The 14,547-nt window shown below is 59.3% G+C and carries 14 protein-coding genes and 3 pseudogenes; 5 read left to right on the forward strand and 12 right to left on the reverse strand.

What is annotated here, in order from left to right; translation table 11 throughout:
- Nucleotides 1-86: 86 nt before the first annotated feature.
- Nucleotides 87-700 (forward strand): annotated as a pseudogene (locus FHX14_RS32145) (transposase); the annotation flags it as partial.
- Between the two features lie 107 nt (nt 701-807).
- Here FHX14_RS32145 and FHX14_RS32150 read toward each other — a convergent pair.
- The 4 genes and pseudogenes from FHX14_RS32150 to FHX14_RS32165 all read right to left on the reverse strand — a co-directional run.
- Nucleotides 808-1,083, reverse strand: a pseudogene (locus tag FHX14_RS32150) (integrase core domain-containing protein); the annotation flags it as partial.
- A gap of 96 nt (nt 1,084-1,179) precedes the next feature.
- A complete protein-coding gene (locus tag FHX14_RS32155) occupies nt 1,180-2,067 on the reverse strand; it encodes a hypothetical protein (RefSeq protein WP_184381123.1) in 888 nt (295 codons plus the stop codon).
- Nucleotides 2,068-2,309: 242 nt separating this feature from the next.
- Nucleotides 2,310-3,296, reverse strand: coding sequence for an NAD-dependent epimerase/dehydratase family protein (locus FHX14_RS32160; RefSeq protein WP_184381125.1), 987 nt, complete (start codon nt 3,294-3,296; stop codon nt 2,310-2,312).
- Nucleotides 3,296-4,579: a nucleotide sugar dehydrogenase gene (locus FHX14_RS32165; protein ID WP_184381158.1), complete on the reverse strand. Its 1,284-nt coding sequence runs from the start codon at nt 4,577-4,579 to the stop codon at nt 3,296-3,298. The genes FHX14_RS32160 and FHX14_RS32165 overlap by 1 nt, the downstream gene beginning before the upstream one ends.
- Before the next feature lie 132 nt (nt 4,580-4,711).
- Here FHX14_RS32165 and FHX14_RS33510 point away from each other — a divergent pair.
- Nucleotides 4,712-4,837, forward strand: a pseudogene (locus FHX14_RS33510) (IS3 family transposase); the annotation flags it as partial.
- A gap of 116 nt (nt 4,838-4,953) precedes the next feature.
- On the opposite strand, the gene FHX14_RS32170 reads toward FHX14_RS33510, so the two are convergent.
- The 3 genes from FHX14_RS32170 to FHX14_RS32180 are packed head-to-tail and all read right to left on the reverse strand — an operon-like array spanning nt 4,954 to nt 6,959.
- The gene (locus tag FHX14_RS32170) at nt 4,954-5,775 is read right to left on the reverse strand and encodes an anti-sigma factor (protein WP_184381127.1); all 822 of its coding nucleotides are present in this window, start codon (nt 5,773-5,775) and stop codon (nt 4,954-4,956) included.
- Entirely contained in the window at nt 5,772-6,377 is a 606-nt protein-coding gene (locus FHX14_RS32175; RefSeq protein WP_184381129.1) for an RNA polymerase sigma factor, read from the reverse strand. Before FHX14_RS32175 ends, FHX14_RS32170 begins: the two co-directional genes overlap by 4 nt.
- Before the next feature lie 45 nt (nt 6,378-6,422).
- Nucleotides 6,423-6,959, reverse strand: coding sequence for a tetratricopeptide repeat protein (locus FHX14_RS32180; protein ID WP_184381131.1), 537 nt, complete (start codon nt 6,957-6,959; stop codon nt 6,423-6,425).
- A gap of 169 nt (nt 6,960-7,128) precedes the next feature.
- Between FHX14_RS32180 and FHX14_RS32185 the strand changes: the two genes are divergently transcribed.
- From FHX14_RS32185 to FHX14_RS32195, 3 genes are all read left to right on the forward strand, one after another.
- Nucleotides 7,129-8,181: a type III polyketide synthase gene (locus FHX14_RS32185; protein ID WP_184381132.1), complete on the forward strand. Its 1,053-nt coding sequence runs from the start codon at nt 7,129-7,131 to the stop codon at nt 8,179-8,181.
- Nucleotides 8,178-8,681, forward strand: a complete 504-nt coding sequence (locus tag FHX14_RS32190; RefSeq protein WP_184381134.1) for an isoprenylcysteine carboxylmethyltransferase family protein — start codon at nt 8,178-8,180, stop codon at nt 8,679-8,681. Before FHX14_RS32185 ends, FHX14_RS32190 begins: the two co-directional genes overlap by 4 nt.
- A 73-nt stretch (nt 8,682-8,754) precedes the next feature.
- Nucleotides 8,755-10,002: an FAD-binding oxidoreductase gene (locus FHX14_RS32195; protein WP_184381136.1), complete on the forward strand. Its 1,248-nt coding sequence runs from the start codon at nt 8,755-8,757 to the stop codon at nt 10,000-10,002.
- On the opposite strand, the gene FHX14_RS32200 is transcribed toward FHX14_RS32195, so the two are convergent.
- From FHX14_RS32200 to FHX14_RS32220, 5 genes are all read right to left on the reverse strand, one after another.
- On the reverse strand, nt 9,992-10,531 hold the full coding sequence (locus tag FHX14_RS32200; RefSeq protein ID WP_184381138.1) for a gluconokinase: 540 nt from the start codon (nt 10,529-10,531) through the stop codon (nt 9,992-9,994). The two genes, FHX14_RS32195 and FHX14_RS32200, sit on opposite strands and share 11 nt — an antisense overlap.
- Nucleotides 10,532-10,612: 81 nt before the next feature.
- Nucleotides 10,613-11,566 carry a peptide ABC transporter ATP-binding protein gene (locus tag FHX14_RS32205; protein ID WP_003588411.1) on the reverse strand — a complete coding sequence of 318 codons (954 nt, stop codon included), beginning with the start codon at nt 11,564-11,566 and terminating at the stop codon, nt 10,613-10,615.
- Complete coding sequence (locus FHX14_RS32210; RefSeq protein ID WP_184381140.1) at nt 11,563-12,579, reverse strand: ABC transporter ATP-binding protein; 1,017 nt, start codon at nt 12,577-12,579, stop codon at nt 11,563-11,565. Before FHX14_RS32210 ends, FHX14_RS32205 begins: the two co-directional genes overlap by 4 nt.
- The gene (locus tag FHX14_RS32215; protein ID WP_184381142.1) at nt 12,579-13,469 is read right to left on the reverse strand and encodes an ABC transporter permease subunit; all 891 of its coding nucleotides are present in this window, start codon (nt 13,467-13,469) and stop codon (nt 12,579-12,581) included. The genes FHX14_RS32210 and FHX14_RS32215 overlap by 1 nt, the downstream gene beginning before the upstream one ends.
- A gap of 9 nt (nt 13,470-13,478) precedes the next feature.
- Nucleotides 13,479-14,483 carry an ABC transporter permease subunit gene (locus FHX14_RS32220; protein WP_184381144.1) on the reverse strand — a complete coding sequence of 335 codons (1,005 nt, stop codon included), beginning with the start codon at nt 14,481-14,483 and terminating at the stop codon, nt 13,479-13,481.
- Nucleotides 14,484-14,547 lie beyond the last annotated feature (64 nt).

The raw sequence follows: 14,547 nt of genomic DNA on the forward strand, positions 1-14,547 counted from the left end.
GCAGGAACTTGACCCCGACCAACAACACGAACAATACCTAAAGGCGGGTCAATTCTCGGTGGAAACGCCGGGTCAGCTCTCAGTGGAAATCAACACTCAGAGGGCAACGAAACGATGTTTTTCGGTCCCGAGAAAGTTCGTTGGAAATGTATCTGGAATGGCTCGACGCACAATGGGCTGCCGGCAAGCGGGACGGCACTGAACTATGGCGGCGTTTGAGAACACAAGGCTTTCGCGGTTCGCGCCGGGTCGTGAGTGAATGGGCCACACGGCGGAAGCGGGCCGACAAGGCGGATGCGGAATCGTTGACCCGCACTCCCTCCGCCAGGACGATCGCGCGCCTCTTAACAACCAACAGAGACAACCTGACGAAATCCGAAACCGTCACCATTGCCGCGATCGAAAGCGGTGTTCCGTTGCTCATTGCGGCTCGCGATATCATTACCGACTTCCATGTGATGGTTCGGCGCAAAATGGAAAGCCAGCTCATGCCGTGGATCGACCGCGCCCGAGACAGTCTGGTCGCCTCCTTTAGCAATGGCGTTGCGAAAGACATTCAGGCGGTTCGAGCAGCGATCGTCTCACCATGGTCAATGGGCAGACCGAAGGGCAGATCACCAAGCTCAAGCTGGTAAAACGCCAAATGTACGGACGCGGAAAGCTCGATCTTCTTCAAGCCCGGCTTATCGGTGCGACATGAGAGTGATGCACCAAATCTGCGTCAGAGCCAAAATTGGACGCCAATTACCCCCGCCAAGGGGTCAAATTTGCACGCCGAAACACAAACGGACGTAAAATCATCCCGCTCTAGGTGTTTAGTCCCGGCATTTGATGGATGGGATCGATGATGAATCGATCTGGCTCCAAAGTCCATCGTTTGCAGATGAACTCGTAAGGGGTGAGGCCCTTTAGCGTCTTGAGCCGGCGCCCGAAATTGTAGGCGTCGATAAAGTCGGCCAGATGTTTTTCCGATTGCGCATGATCGTCGTAGTGGAAGCGCTTGACGGTCGCCTCCTTGATCGTTCGGTTCATCCGTTCGACCTGTCCGTTGGTCCAGGGGTGCTTCACCTTGGTCAGGCGATGTGACCTGCCACTGAACTTTCATCCAGCTGCGATTAGAGCCTCGGCGGTTTCCCCGCCGCGCATCAAAATTCCCTCAACATCACTTGATAGATGGAATCATTTGTCCAGCCTAAAAGCCAGAGGGTTTTTCAGCAGCCTGTTAATGCGTTCAATTTTCTTAAGGCCGCCCTTATCCAGCGCGGCTCTCTGAAAGGCTTCACGGACGAACGCCCACATCAGCATGATCAAAAACAAAACCGCAGCCACGCCGATTGCTTTCGCAAGACTGCCTTTTGGGAAAGGTTCATCTGGGCGAGTGGGCGCCTGTAGTATGTCCGAAGTCGACACGCTTCCTTTCATAGACGTCTCTGTGGCTAAAATGGCTTGATTGAATTTTTCTAGTGCATCTGCAATGGCAACCACAGCCTGCCCCGAGACATCGGTAGGCGAATTTTCTTGCACTGGGATTGAACCACTCAACCGCTCCAGCACTTTTTGCAGGGTCTGCTGAATGTTGATTTGCGATTGCAACTTTTCCTTGAGTTCCTCCTGTCTATCCGGCGACGGCCTTGATGCAACCAGGAGCTGTTCTAAAATTGATGACAATGCCTGTTCTGCATGAGCGGCGGTGTCGGCCATATACTGCAGCCGGTATATGTCCGTTCCTGAAATATTGACGACCCTCAAAGATTTTCTGAACTTCTCTCTCGCTTTATATTGTTTGTCGTATTGCGCCAAGAGCCACTGATTGGTCTTTACTGCGTCGTCGAGAAAGCTGGCTGACTGGAGCAGCAAGGTCCTTTCGACAGGCATGCGAACCAAAGCTTCGGATTCAAAACGTGCGGGCTGCAGGAAAAAAAGGGCCAGTACGATGGAAAAGCCTAACAGGGGAACCGCAATCATAACGCGAATTGATTTCGCGAGAATGAGAACGACATCTAACACATCTACCCCATTGCCGGGAATGCCGCTACTGTCAACGGTGTCCGTTCCTGTAGTGTTCAAGCTTGCAAACTCCATGTAGTATGAATCAGCGTGTTCCCTTCAACGCCGGACCCTATCGCCTTCTACTTTTAAAGGTTTCGTCAAAGTTGTCTACCCGGTTCGCCTGGCAACACTGACGGCTTAGAAGGCTTTGGAGACGTCGAGTGATTCAGCGCCGAAGTCAGCCCGCATCTGCCGACCCTCAAGCCGGGCGACAGCTATAATTCCAATGACATCCTCGACTGACCGCCGGCGCCAGATGCTCAGTTGATATTGTAGTATTTCTTGAACCACGAAACGAACTTTGGGATGCCCTCGTTTATAGTGGTCGTCGGCCTATATCCGACAGCCTCGGTTGTCTCGGTTACGTCAGCGTAAGTGGCTTCAACATCGCCGGGCTGCATCGGAAGGTATTCGATGTCGGCCTTCCGCCCCATTTCTTGTTCAATGATCGCAATGAAATCCATAAGGCTTTCACTCCGCGTGTTGCCAATGTTGAACACCCGTGCAGGAGGCTCACACTTTCCAGGCTCCGGAGGATTGTCCAAGCAGGCTAGAATGCCGGTGACAATGTCATCGATAAACGTGAAATCGCGTTTCATCTGACCGTCGTTAAAAACGGGCAGCTTTTCACCCTCAGCAATTGCCTTTGTAAAAATAAAGAGCGCCATGTCAGGTCGACCCCACGGGCCATAGACGGTGAAAAAACGCAAACCGGTCTGCTTTAAACCGAACAAATGACTGTAGCAGTAGCTCATCAGTTCATCCGAGCGCTTGGTCGCAGCGTAGAGCGAGATCGGGCGGTTGACGTCATGCTGGATTGAATATGGCAATTCGGTATTGCCGCCATATACGGAACTCGAGCTCGCATAGACGAGATGCTCGAAGCCCTCCGTGTGCCGGCACATTTCGAGTACAGTGATATGCCCCAGGCAGTTGCTCGTGATGTAGCTGTACGGGTTCTCGAGAGAATAGCGGACTCCGGCTTGCGCGGCGAGGTGAACAACGCGCCTGAACGGACCGTGCTCCGCCCAGACCTTTTCCATAGCTGCTTTGTTCGAGATATCACCACGGATGAATGTGAAATTCTTGAATTTCCCAAGTTCCGCTAGCCGCGCGTACTTGAGTGTTGGGTCGTAATAATCATTGACTATATCGTAGCCGACGACAGTTTCACCTCGCTCAAGCAGACGACACGCGGTATGAAAACCGATAAAACCTGCGGCTCCCGTTACAAGAACCCTGCTCATTAGAGGCTCCAGTTCAGGCGCTTCGAGGCATCGAGAGCGTCTTTGTCGAGGACAGATTTGACGTCGATGATAACACCGCCTTCGATAACCTTGGTAATGTGCGAATTGAATTCACTTACGTAACTCTCATGTGGAACCGCGAGGATCAACCCATCCAGTCGATTGAACTCCTTGAGAGGCCGCAGCACCACATTATACTCCTCGTAAGCCTCTTCAGCTGAAGCCAACGGGTCATGTACTATAGGCTCGATTCCGAACTGTCGTAGTTCCTTGATGATATCCGGGACGCGACTATTCCTCAGATCGGGAATATTTTCCTTGAACGTCAGTCCGAGAATGCCAATCCGCGCATCATTTAGCGGACGCTTTGCGCCAACCAGCATCTTAATCATCTTCTGGGCTACAAAGGCGCCCATGCCATCGTTGATACGTCGCCCGGAAAGGATGACTTGCGGATGGTATCCCAGCGATTCAGCCTTTGCGGTCAGGTAGTATGGATCAACCCCAATACAGTGTCCGCCGACAAGACCGGGGCTGAACGGAAGAAAATTCCATTTGGTACCGGCGGCAGCCAGGACCTCATTGGTTCGAATATTCATTCGCTCGAAAATGATCGCAAGCTCATTCATGAGAGCGATATTCAAGTCGCGCTGGGTATTTTCAATAACCTTTGCCGCTTCCGCCACTTTGATGGATGATGTCCTGTAGACACCGGCGTCCACAACGGCTTCATACACGGCGGCAATCTCGTCCAAGCTCTCCGCCGTATCTCCCGACACCACCTTCGTGATCGTCTTGAGCGTGTGCCTTTTGTCACCCGGATTGATGCGCTCCGGCGAATAGCCCAGGTTGAAGTCCATGCCTTGGCGAAGCCCCGAGACTTCGGCAAGAATCGGCCCGCATATATCCTCGGTAGCGCCAGGGAATACCGTCGATTCGAAAACGACGATATCGCCGACCTTGAGCAACGAACCCACCGTGCGGGACGCTGCAATGAGTGGCGTGAGATCCGGCTGCCGGTTGTTATCGATAGGTGTGGGAACTGCCACGATATAAAAGTTGCACTCCTTTACATCGGCAATATCACAGGTCATCTTAAGAGACGAACTATTCAGTACCTTTCCGTCGACCTCGCCGGTCACGTCCTTGCCAGCTCTCAGGGCCTCAATACGGGATCTTTTGACGTCGAATCCCACCACCAACGGAAACTTTTCCGCCAAAGCCACTGCGACCGGCAAGCCGACATATCCGAGACCGATGACAGCTATCTTTCGGGCCACCATGTCATCCTCATAATTCTTTGCCACCACACCTTGCATGGCACCTAAACGATATCTTCGAAGAAAGCTAGGCTCAGAATGACGGCAGAACCGTCCCGGCTTTTCCGGAGACCTAACTCGTGAAAGGTGGGATCTATTTCAAGCAAGACGACGGATAAAATTCTCCCTGAAGTGCGTGCCCGCTTGGTTCGGCTGGCGACGGAACATGAAGCCGAACATCCGCCCCGCTGGGCAGCAGTCTTGTCGATAGCGGCCAATATCTCGCACCCATTTCGACGTTTGAACAGCTCGTTCGTACCCATCCTCAGAAGGTCAAACCGGCCTCATAGAAGATACGATCAACGCCGTCCTGGTTTGACAAAAATGGCAGTGGTCGATTATTTCGCATGGTCCTCACGCTGCCAGCCTCTCCCCCGCACCTCACTCGCAATCGCCGACATCCGCTCCGCCGGCGCGTGGCTGATCAGCATGAAGGCGTGCGTCGCGTTCGACCAATAGACGACATTCATCCCCTTGCGGTATTCGAGGTCCGGCGCCTTCCGTCCCGCGTCAGACTTGACGATGCAGAGCGCCATCGGGCCGGTTTCGGGGTCGAGATAGGCGATCTGGGCCAGCGGTTTGCCATCATATTGCAGCAGCAGAGCGCGTTTGAAATCGATGCCCGGGAGCGAGACTGCTTCGGGGGAGAGCGATAGGCCGAGCTTTTCGTCGAGGCCTGCGAGTTGGGCGGCCTGGACGTCTGTCTCGGGCACGGGGCCGGCGAGAGTCTCCGGCGTATAGAGCGAGATATAGTCGGCGACCACGGCGCGCCACTCGCTGTTTTCGTCCTTCGCCGAAAAGCCTTTGCCGATGCCGAGGACGGCGCGGTCGATCGCGATGCCGGCGACAAGCGAGGCGGCGAGCAAGCCGAGGAAGCGGCGGCGGCTGGCGAATACAGGCGTGACGCCGGATTTGGCGCTCTCAGGCATGGGGATGGCGGCGAGCATCGTTTGCAGTTTCTGGCAGGGAGCCTGAGACAGCAGCGGCGCAAAGGCCTGCTCGAAGGGCAGGCTGGCGCGGGCCAGGAATTCCAGCCGCTCGGCGACGCTCTCGTCTTCGTTCACCAGACTTTCGATGCGCGCGGCTTCTTCGGCCGTCAATTCGCCGTCGATGAAGGCGGTCAGATCCTCGTCGGAGGGAATGATTTGCTTCGTGTTCATTGCCGTCCCCCTTCCCGCTCGTCGCCGGAGAGCCTGGCGCGGGCAGCCGCCAGCCGGCTCATCACGGTTCCGATCGGAATATCCAATATGCTTGCCACCTCGCGATAGGAAAGCCCTTCGACATAGGCAAGGAAAACCACCGTTCTCTGTGCTTCGGGCAGCGCATTGACCCGTTTCAGCACCTGACCGGCCATCACCTGCGTTTCGGTGGCATGTGCGCCGTCGAAGGTCAGCGTCTCCCGGGCATCGACGAAACCCTGGCCCTGGCGCACCCGGCGGGAACGGATCTCGTTCAGCCAGATCGAATGGAGGATCGAAAACAGCCAGCGGTCAAGCCGGGTGCCGGGAATGAACTGATCAGCGCGCTCCAGGGCGCGAACACAGGTCGCCTGCACCAGATCGTCGGCGACATCACGCTGATGCGAGAGAACAAGACCATAACGCCAGAGCCTTGCCAGATTTTCCGTCAGGCCGCTCCTGATATCCGCTTCGCTGGCGATGACCGCCTCCGCCGATCCTGCATTTTTCGGAACCGCCGGACGAACCGGCGATTCCATTCTCGCGCGACTATAGGCAGGAAATGAGGTAGGCGCGACAGACATTCTCACATGCCTTTCTCTGTTCCGTTTCCCGCCGATGCTTACCAATCAGATCTTCGACGGGTCGATGATGGCGGCGTTCAGATCCTGATATTCCTCACAAGAGGTGCCGCAGATCGCCTTGATGGTGCTCAACTGATCCTTGGCGAGGTCGAGCTGACCCTTGATGACATAGGCTTCTCCGAGATATTCGCGGACCTTGGCGTATTGCGGGTCCATCTTCACCGACTTGAGGTAATAGGAGATGCCCTCGTCGGTGCGGCCGAGCTTGCGGGTGGCATAGCCGCGATAGTTCAGCACCTCGGCGGTATTCTGGTCCTTGACCGTGTCGAGCACGGCAAGCGCCTCTTCATAGCGGCCGGTCTTGGCCAGCGAATAGGCGTAGTCGGTGCGGTTCTCGTCCGAGACGTTGGCGCTCTGCTGCTTGACGCATTTCTTGGTCTTCTGGTCGTAGATCTCACCCTTCTTGCAGGTCGGCATCGTGCTGCTGTCATTGCCGGCTGCAAAGACCGGGCCGGAGAAAACGGAAGCGGCAAGGCAGCCGCCGAGAAAGAGGGAAGCAATACGGACTGTCATGATCGTCATCGGAAAACTCCTCGAAAGTGACGTTGCGAGGAGAAAACACCGCTGCCCCGCGCTTTATTCGGCAGCCTTCCTATTTTCTCAATCACGGCTTCGTGAAGACACCGCGGCCGAATAGATCGTCGAAACCGGGTGTTCTCAGCGTTACGCCGGGAACGACAAGGAGATTTTAGTGACCGATACCGTAAAACTCGTCAGCCTCGCCGTCGCCGCCCCTGAACATGTCATTTTCCAGAAAGAAGCGGTCGAAGCCTCCGGCCGGCTGTTTGCCGATCGTTTCGAGGATTTCCGCCATCTTGCCCGCGTCTTCGACAGTGCCGGCATTCAAAAGCGCCATGCGGCACGGCCGCTTGCCTGGTTCGACGAGCCGCATGGCTGGCAAGACCGGATGCAGGCCTATGCGGAGGTGGCAGCTGAGCTCTTTGTCGAAGCCGCCAGCTCAGCCCTTTCCCGGGCGGGGCTTGAAGCCGGCGATGTCGACTGTGTCGTGACGGTCTCGTCGACCGGTTTTACGACGCCGAGCCTCGATGCGCAGATGGCGCGCCGGATGGGCTTCAGGGCCGATATCGAGCGCGTGCCGGTGTTCGGGCTCGGCTGTGCAGCCGGGGTGTCGGGCTTTGCGATCGCCTCGCGGCTGGCAAGAAGCCGGCCGGGGGCCGTCGTGCTCTTCGTCTCGATCGAGCTCTGCACGCTTGCCTTCCGGCTTGACGAGCTGACGCGGCCGAACATCATTGCGACGGCGCTTTTCGGCGACGGTGCCGCCGCCTGCGTGCTGCGATCCGGCAAAGGCGGGCTGGCGGAGGTGGAATCGACCGGCGACCATCTCTTTCCCGACACCCTCGACATCATGGGATGGAAGATCGACGACGTCGGTTTCGGTATCGTGCTGGCGCAATCCCTGCCGCCCTTTGCCGAAAAGGAGCTCGGCCCGGCAGTGACCGCCATTCTGGCGCGAAACGGACTGACACCTGCAGATATCGATCGCTTCATCTGCCATCCCGGCGGCACCAAAGTCCTGGCCGCGATGGAGAGCGCGCTTTCGCTGACGCCGGGCACGCTCGATCACGAGCGCGGCGTGCTTGCCGACTATGGCAATATGTCCTCGCCGACCATTCTGTTCGTGCTGGAGCGGGCGATCCGCGCCGGATTGCCGGAGCGATCCGCGATGATCGCCATGGGGCCGGGCTTTTCGGCGAGCTGCGTGACGCTCCGGAGGGTGGCATGATCTGGCCGTCGATCGCGCTCCTTTGCTTCGTGACACTGCAGCGGCTTGGCGAACTCGTGCTTGCCCGACGCAACACCGCCGCCCTTCTCGCCAGAGGCGCGAGGGAACTAGCGCCGGAACACTATCCGGCCATGGTGGCGCTGCACACCGGCTGGATCATCGGCCTCTGGCTGCTGGCACCCGGCAGGCCGGTCGAGCTCTTCTGGTTTGCCGTCTTCATGGGGCTGCAGGCGCTGCGGCTTTGGGTTCTGGCGACACTGAAAGACCGCTGGACGACGCGCATCATCATCCTGCCCGGCGCGCCGCTCGTCACATCCGGCCCCTATCGGTTCCTGCGGCATCCAAACTACGCGATCGTCGTCGGCGAGATCGCCGCCCTTCCTCTGGCCTTCGGTCTCCCCTTTTTCGCGATCGGCTTTTCGCTTCTCAACGCCTGCGTCCTCTATGTCCGCATGAAGGCCGAAAATGAGGCACTGAAAAGCGCAATGATTTTGAAATGAAGGCGATTTTTCGTTTGCCCCGCGGTATCGGCAGGGGCATTTTCACTGCGACAACAAAGCGGAATGCAGCGGAATGACGAAAAACGCAATCGTGCTCGGCGCCGGCATCGTCGGCGTGTCGACGGCTATCCATCTTCAACGGCGCGGCCGGCAGGTGACGCTGATCGACCGCAAGGATCCGGGCAACGAGACATCCTTCGGCAATGCCGGCCTGATCCAGCGCGAAGGTGTTGCGCCCTACGGTTTTCCCCAGCAGCTCGGCCTGTTGCTGCGTTATGCGCTGAACAACCGCATCGATGCGCATTACCATCTGCGAACGCTGCCGAGCCAGCTTGCCTTTCTCGCCCGCTACTGGTGGAATTCGAACGCCCGGCGCCACGCGATCATCACCCGGGCCTATGCGCCGCTGATCGAACATTCGATTGCCGAGCACACGGATCTCATCGAGGCCTCGCATGCCGAAACGCTAATCCGCAAGGACGGCTGGATGAAGATTTTCCGCACAGACGCCAAGCGCGATCAGGCTCTTGCGGAGGCTGCATTATGGCGGAGTGAATTCGGGGTCGAATATGATAGCCTGACCTCGGCCGATATCGCCCGCATGGAACCTGACATGACAGGCGCTTTCGCCGGCGGCATCCGGTGGCGTGATCCCTGGTCGGTGCTCGATCCGCGTGCGCTGACATCGGCCTATCGCAGCTATTTCGAAAGCCTCGGCGGAAGGTTCGTCGCAGGCGACGCCGCCTCGCTTGGCCAGTTCGGCTCCGGCTGGAAGATCATGACCGGGGAAGGCCCGCTCGAAGCCGACGATGCGGTGATCGCGCTCGGCCCCTGGGCGGCGCTTGCAACGCGCCGCCTCGGCTATTCCTTTCCGCTCGGCGTCAAGCGCGGCTATCACATGCATTATGCCGCCAAGGGTAATGCGGTGCTCAACAACTGGATGCTCGATGCCGAACGTGGCTATCTCCTTGCGCCGATGCGCCTCGGCATCCGCCTGACGACCGGCGCGGAGTTCGCAACGCTTGATGCGCCAAAGACACCGGTCCAGCTCGACCGGGCCGAGGCGGTTGCCCGCACGATCTTCCCGCTCGGCGACAGGCTCGATCCCGAACCCTGGATGGGCGCCCGCCCCTGCACGCCGGACATGATGCCGATCATCGGCAAGGCGCCGCGCCATCAGGGCCTGTGGTTCGCTTTCGGACATGCCCATCACGGGCTGACGCTCGGGCCGGTCACCGGCCGGGTGCTGGCCGAACTTATCACCAGCGAGACGCCATTTATCGATATAACGGCCTATTCGCCGCAGCGTTTCAAGCCGTAACGCCGAGGGTCACGAGGCCCTTGAGGGCCGTTGCCGCAATGCCGTCGATCGTGTCGTCGATATCGACGGTGACGACGCCCGGCTCGCCTGTCGGCGCCTCCAGCGTTGCCAACTGGCTTTCGAGCAGCGAGACCGGCATGAAATGCCCTTTGCGTTCGCCCATGCGCCGCGTCAGCAGCGCCTTCGACCCTTCGAGATAGACGAAGAACAGATTGCCGCCAGCTACAGCCCGCAGCCTATCGCGATAGATGCGCTTCAGCGCCGAGCAGGAGACGATGATGCCCTCGCCTTTCTCAAGCGAAGCCTTGATGTCGTCGCCGATGCGGTCGAGCCAGGGCATCCGGTCCTCATCGGTCAGCGCAATGCCCTTCGACATCTTCTCGACATTGGCGCCCGGATGCAGTGCATCGCCTTCGACGAAAGCCAGGTACAGGGCTTCCGCGAGTTTTTCGCCGACAGAGGATTTGCCGCAGCCGCTGACACCCATGACGATGATCGCATGAGGCTTGTTCGTCCGCAGATCCGGCATGTTTCCTCCTGAAGCTTCTAACTGTCAGTCATTCCGGACGGAAAACCGCTTCACACTTTTCCTGGAATTCCCATTTCCCGCTCAATCGAGCGGGAAGTGACAGGCATATTGTTGTGCACCCTCTCCCCTTAGTTCGGGAGAAACCTGGCGGCAATAGTCCTGCGCCTTCCAGCAGCGCGGGTTGAAATGGCAGCCGGACGGCGGCTTCAGCGGTGACGGCAGTTCGCCCTGCAGACGGATGCGGTTCTTCTCGCGCTCGGGATCGGCGATCGGTGTCGCCGACAGCAAGGCTGCCGTATAGGGATGGCGCGGCCTAGCGAAGACCTCGGCGGCGGGACCGGTTTCCACCGGGCGGCCGAGATACATCACCATCACCTCGTCGGCGATGTGATGGACGACGGAGAGGCCGTGCGAGATGAAGAGATAGGCAAGGCCCATCTCCTTCTGCAGATCCATCAACAGGTTCAGCACCTGCGCCTGGATCGACAGGTCGAGCGCGGAAACCGGCTCGTCGAGCACCAGCACCTTCGGCCGCAGCATCAAAGCGCGGGCAATGGCGATGCGCTGGCGCTGGCCGCCCGAGAACATATGAGGGTAACGGCCATGGTGTTCCGGACGCAGGCCGACGCGGGCCATCATCTCCTCCACCTTGCGGCGGCGGGCGGCGGCGTTGAGATCGGTGTTGATCTTCAGCGGCTCTTCCAGGATCGAGCCGACCTTCTGGCGCGGGTTGAGCGAGCCGTAAGGATTCTGGAAGACGATCTGCACCTGGCTGCGCAGGCTGCGGTCGCCGACCCGGGCGGGCTTGCCGTCGATCAGCAATTCTCCCGCTGTCGGGTTCTCGATCATGGTGACCAGGCGGGCGAGCGTCGACTTGCCGCAGCCGGATTCGCCGACGACGGCGAGCGTCTTGCCGGAATGAAGGCTGAAGCTGACGCCGTTCAGCGCCTTGACCGTGGCATCGGCTTTGAAGAGACCGCGGTTGACCGTGTAGAAGCGGGCGAGATCCCTGCCCTCGAGAACAGCGCCTGTCATACCAGGTCTCCTGCAGTTTCAGTGGCCATGACGCCGGGATGCCCGAGCGGCTTGCCGTCCTTCAAAGGATAATTGCACAAAGCCAGCCCGAGCTCCGGCCCCTGGCGGACGACGCCGCGATCGCATTCGACGGTGGCGTAGCCACAGCGCGGCGCGAAAAGACAGCCGGTCGGGCGGCCGTGCTGGCCGGGAACGACGCCGGCGATCGAGGGAAGACGCTGGCCGACCTGGGCGCGTTCCGGCAGGGCGGCGAGAAGGGCTGCGGTATAGGGGTGGTGCGGATCGCAGAACAGCGCCTTTACCGGCTGCTCCTCGACCTTCTGGCCGGCATATTGCACCTGCACGCGCTCGGCGGTTTCGGCGACGACACCCATATCGTGGGTGATCAGCACCAGCGCCATGCCCTGCTCTTTCTGCAGGCGCACGAGCAGATCGAGGATCTGCGCCTGGATCGTCACGTCGAGCGCGGTCGTCGGCTCATCGGCAATCAAAAGCTTCGGATTGCAGGCGAGCGCCATGGCGATCATGACACGCTGGCTCATGCCGCCAGACATCTGATGCGGGAAGTTCGACAGGCGGTCTTCCGGCGCCGGAATGCCGACGAGGTTCAGAAGCTCGATCGAACGTTCGCGGCGCTCCTTCCGGTTGAGGCCCATATGGACGCGCAGGGTCTCACCGAGCTGGAAACCGACGGTAAAGCACGGATTGAGGCTCGACATCGGCTCCTGGAAGATCATCGCCATGTCCTTGCCGACGATCCTGCGGCGCTGACGGCCGGAGATCCCCCGCAGATCCTGGCCGTCGAACTGCATTCGGTCGGCAGTGATCTTCGCCGTCCAGGGCAGAAGCCCCATCAGCGCCAGCATGGCAACGGATTTGCCTGAGCCGGATTCACCGACCACCGACAGGATCTCGCCCTTGTCGCAGGCGAGCGATACGCGGTCGACGGCGCGGAAGAGACCTGAAGAGGTCTGGAATTCGACGGTCAGATTTTCAATTTCGAGAAGTGGCATCACGACCTCTTCAGCTTGGGGTCAAGCGCATCGCGCAGGCCGTCACCCATCAGATTGATGGCGAGAACGGTGATGAGGATGGCAAGACCCGGGAATGTTACGACCCACCAGGCGCGCGAGATGAACTCGCGGGATTCGGCGAGCATCGTGCCCCATTCGGGTGTCGGGGGCTGGGCGCCCATGCCAAGGAAGCCGAGGGCGGCGGCGTCGAGGATCGCGGCGGAGAAGGCGAGCGTCGCCTGGACGATCAGCGGCCCAAGACAGTTCGGCAGGATGGTCTTGAACATCAGGCGGAAGGTGCCGGCGCCGGCAACACGCGAGGCGATCACATATTCCTTCTCGCGCTCCGTGATGACGGAGGCGCGCGTCAGCCGCACGAAATGCGGCTGGTTGACCAGCGAAATCGCGATCATCGCATTGGTAAGGCCTGGGCCGAGCACGGCCACGAGCACGAGGGCGAGCAGCAGTGACGGGAAGGCCAGGATGATATCCATCAGCCGCATGATCGCCGTATCGACCTTGCCGCGAAAATAGCCGGCGACGAGACCGATCAGAACGCCGCAGACGACCGAAAGGGTGACGACGACGACGCCGATGAAGAGCGAGAAGCGCGCGCCGTAGATCAGTCGCGAAAGGATATCGCGGCCGACGGCATCGGTTCCGAGCGGGAGCGAGATGCTGCCGCCTTCCATCCAGGCCGGCACGGCCAAGAGCACCTGGCGGTTCTGCTCGTTCGGCGTATGCGGCGCAAAGACCGGCGCGAAGACTGCGACGACCAGGATAATGACGAAGACGACGAGGCCGATGACGGCGCCCTTGTTGCGGGAGAAATAATGCCAGAACTCCGCAACAGCGGATGGCTGGCCGGTTTTGACGGTGACGGTGCTCATGAACCGCTCCTAGTGACGAATGCGCGGATTGATGAAGCCGTAGAGGACATCAACAATCAGATTGACCAGCATGATGACGCCCGCGATCAGCAGAAGGCCGCCCTGGACCACGGCGTAGTCACGCTTGAAGACCGAGTCGACCATCCATTTGCCGATGCCCGGCCAGGAGAAGATCGTCTCGGTGAGGATGGCGCCGGCCAGAAGAACGCCAATCTGCAGACCGATTGTGGTGATGACCGGGATCATCGCATTGCGCAACGCGTGCACGCCGACGATGCGAAGCGGCTTCAGGCCTTTCGAGCGGGCCGTGCGGACATAGTCTTCGCCGAGCACCTCGAGCATTGCCGAACGCGTCTGGCGCGCAATGACGGCGAGCGGGATGGTCGCCAGCACGATGGTCGGCAGAATGAGGTAACTGACGGCCGAGGCGAATGCCCCCTTCTGGCCGGACAGCAGACTGTCGATCAGCATGAAGCCGGTGACCGGCTTGAAGAAATACATCAGCGAGATGCGGCCGGAAACAGGCGTCCAGCCGAGATAGCCGGAGAAGAAGATAATCAGCAGCAGGCCCCACCAGAAGATCGGCATGGAATAGCCGATCAGGGCGACACCCATCACGCTCTGATCGAACCAGGTGCCTCGCTTGACGGCAGCAAAGATGCCGGCGGGCACGCCAAGACAGACGGCGAGGATGATAGCACAGAAGGAAAGTTCGAGCGTTGCCGGAAACAGCGTCAGAAATTCGCCGAGAACCGGCCGCTTGGTGACGATCGAAGTGCCGAGATCGCCGTGCAGCACTTTTCCGAGATAATCGAAATACTGCACATACATGGGCCGGTCGAAACCGAGATCGTGCATGATCTGGGCGTGCCGTTCCGGCGCCATGACGCGCTCACCCGATAAAAGCATGACGGGATCGCCGGGCAGCATGCGGATGAACGAGAAGGCAATGAGGGAAACGCCGAGGAATGTCGGGATCAGCACCGCAAGGCGGCCGATGAAAAAACGCAACATGGCAGATGTCCAATAGTTTCCGGCGGTCAGGGGGTGCCTGACCGCCGGCTGCGCCCAGCTCTGC

This window comes from Rhizobium sp. BK619, from assembly GCF_014195245.1.
GTDB lineage: Bacteria > Pseudomonadota > Alphaproteobacteria > Rhizobiales > Rhizobiaceae > Rhizobium > Rhizobium acidisoli.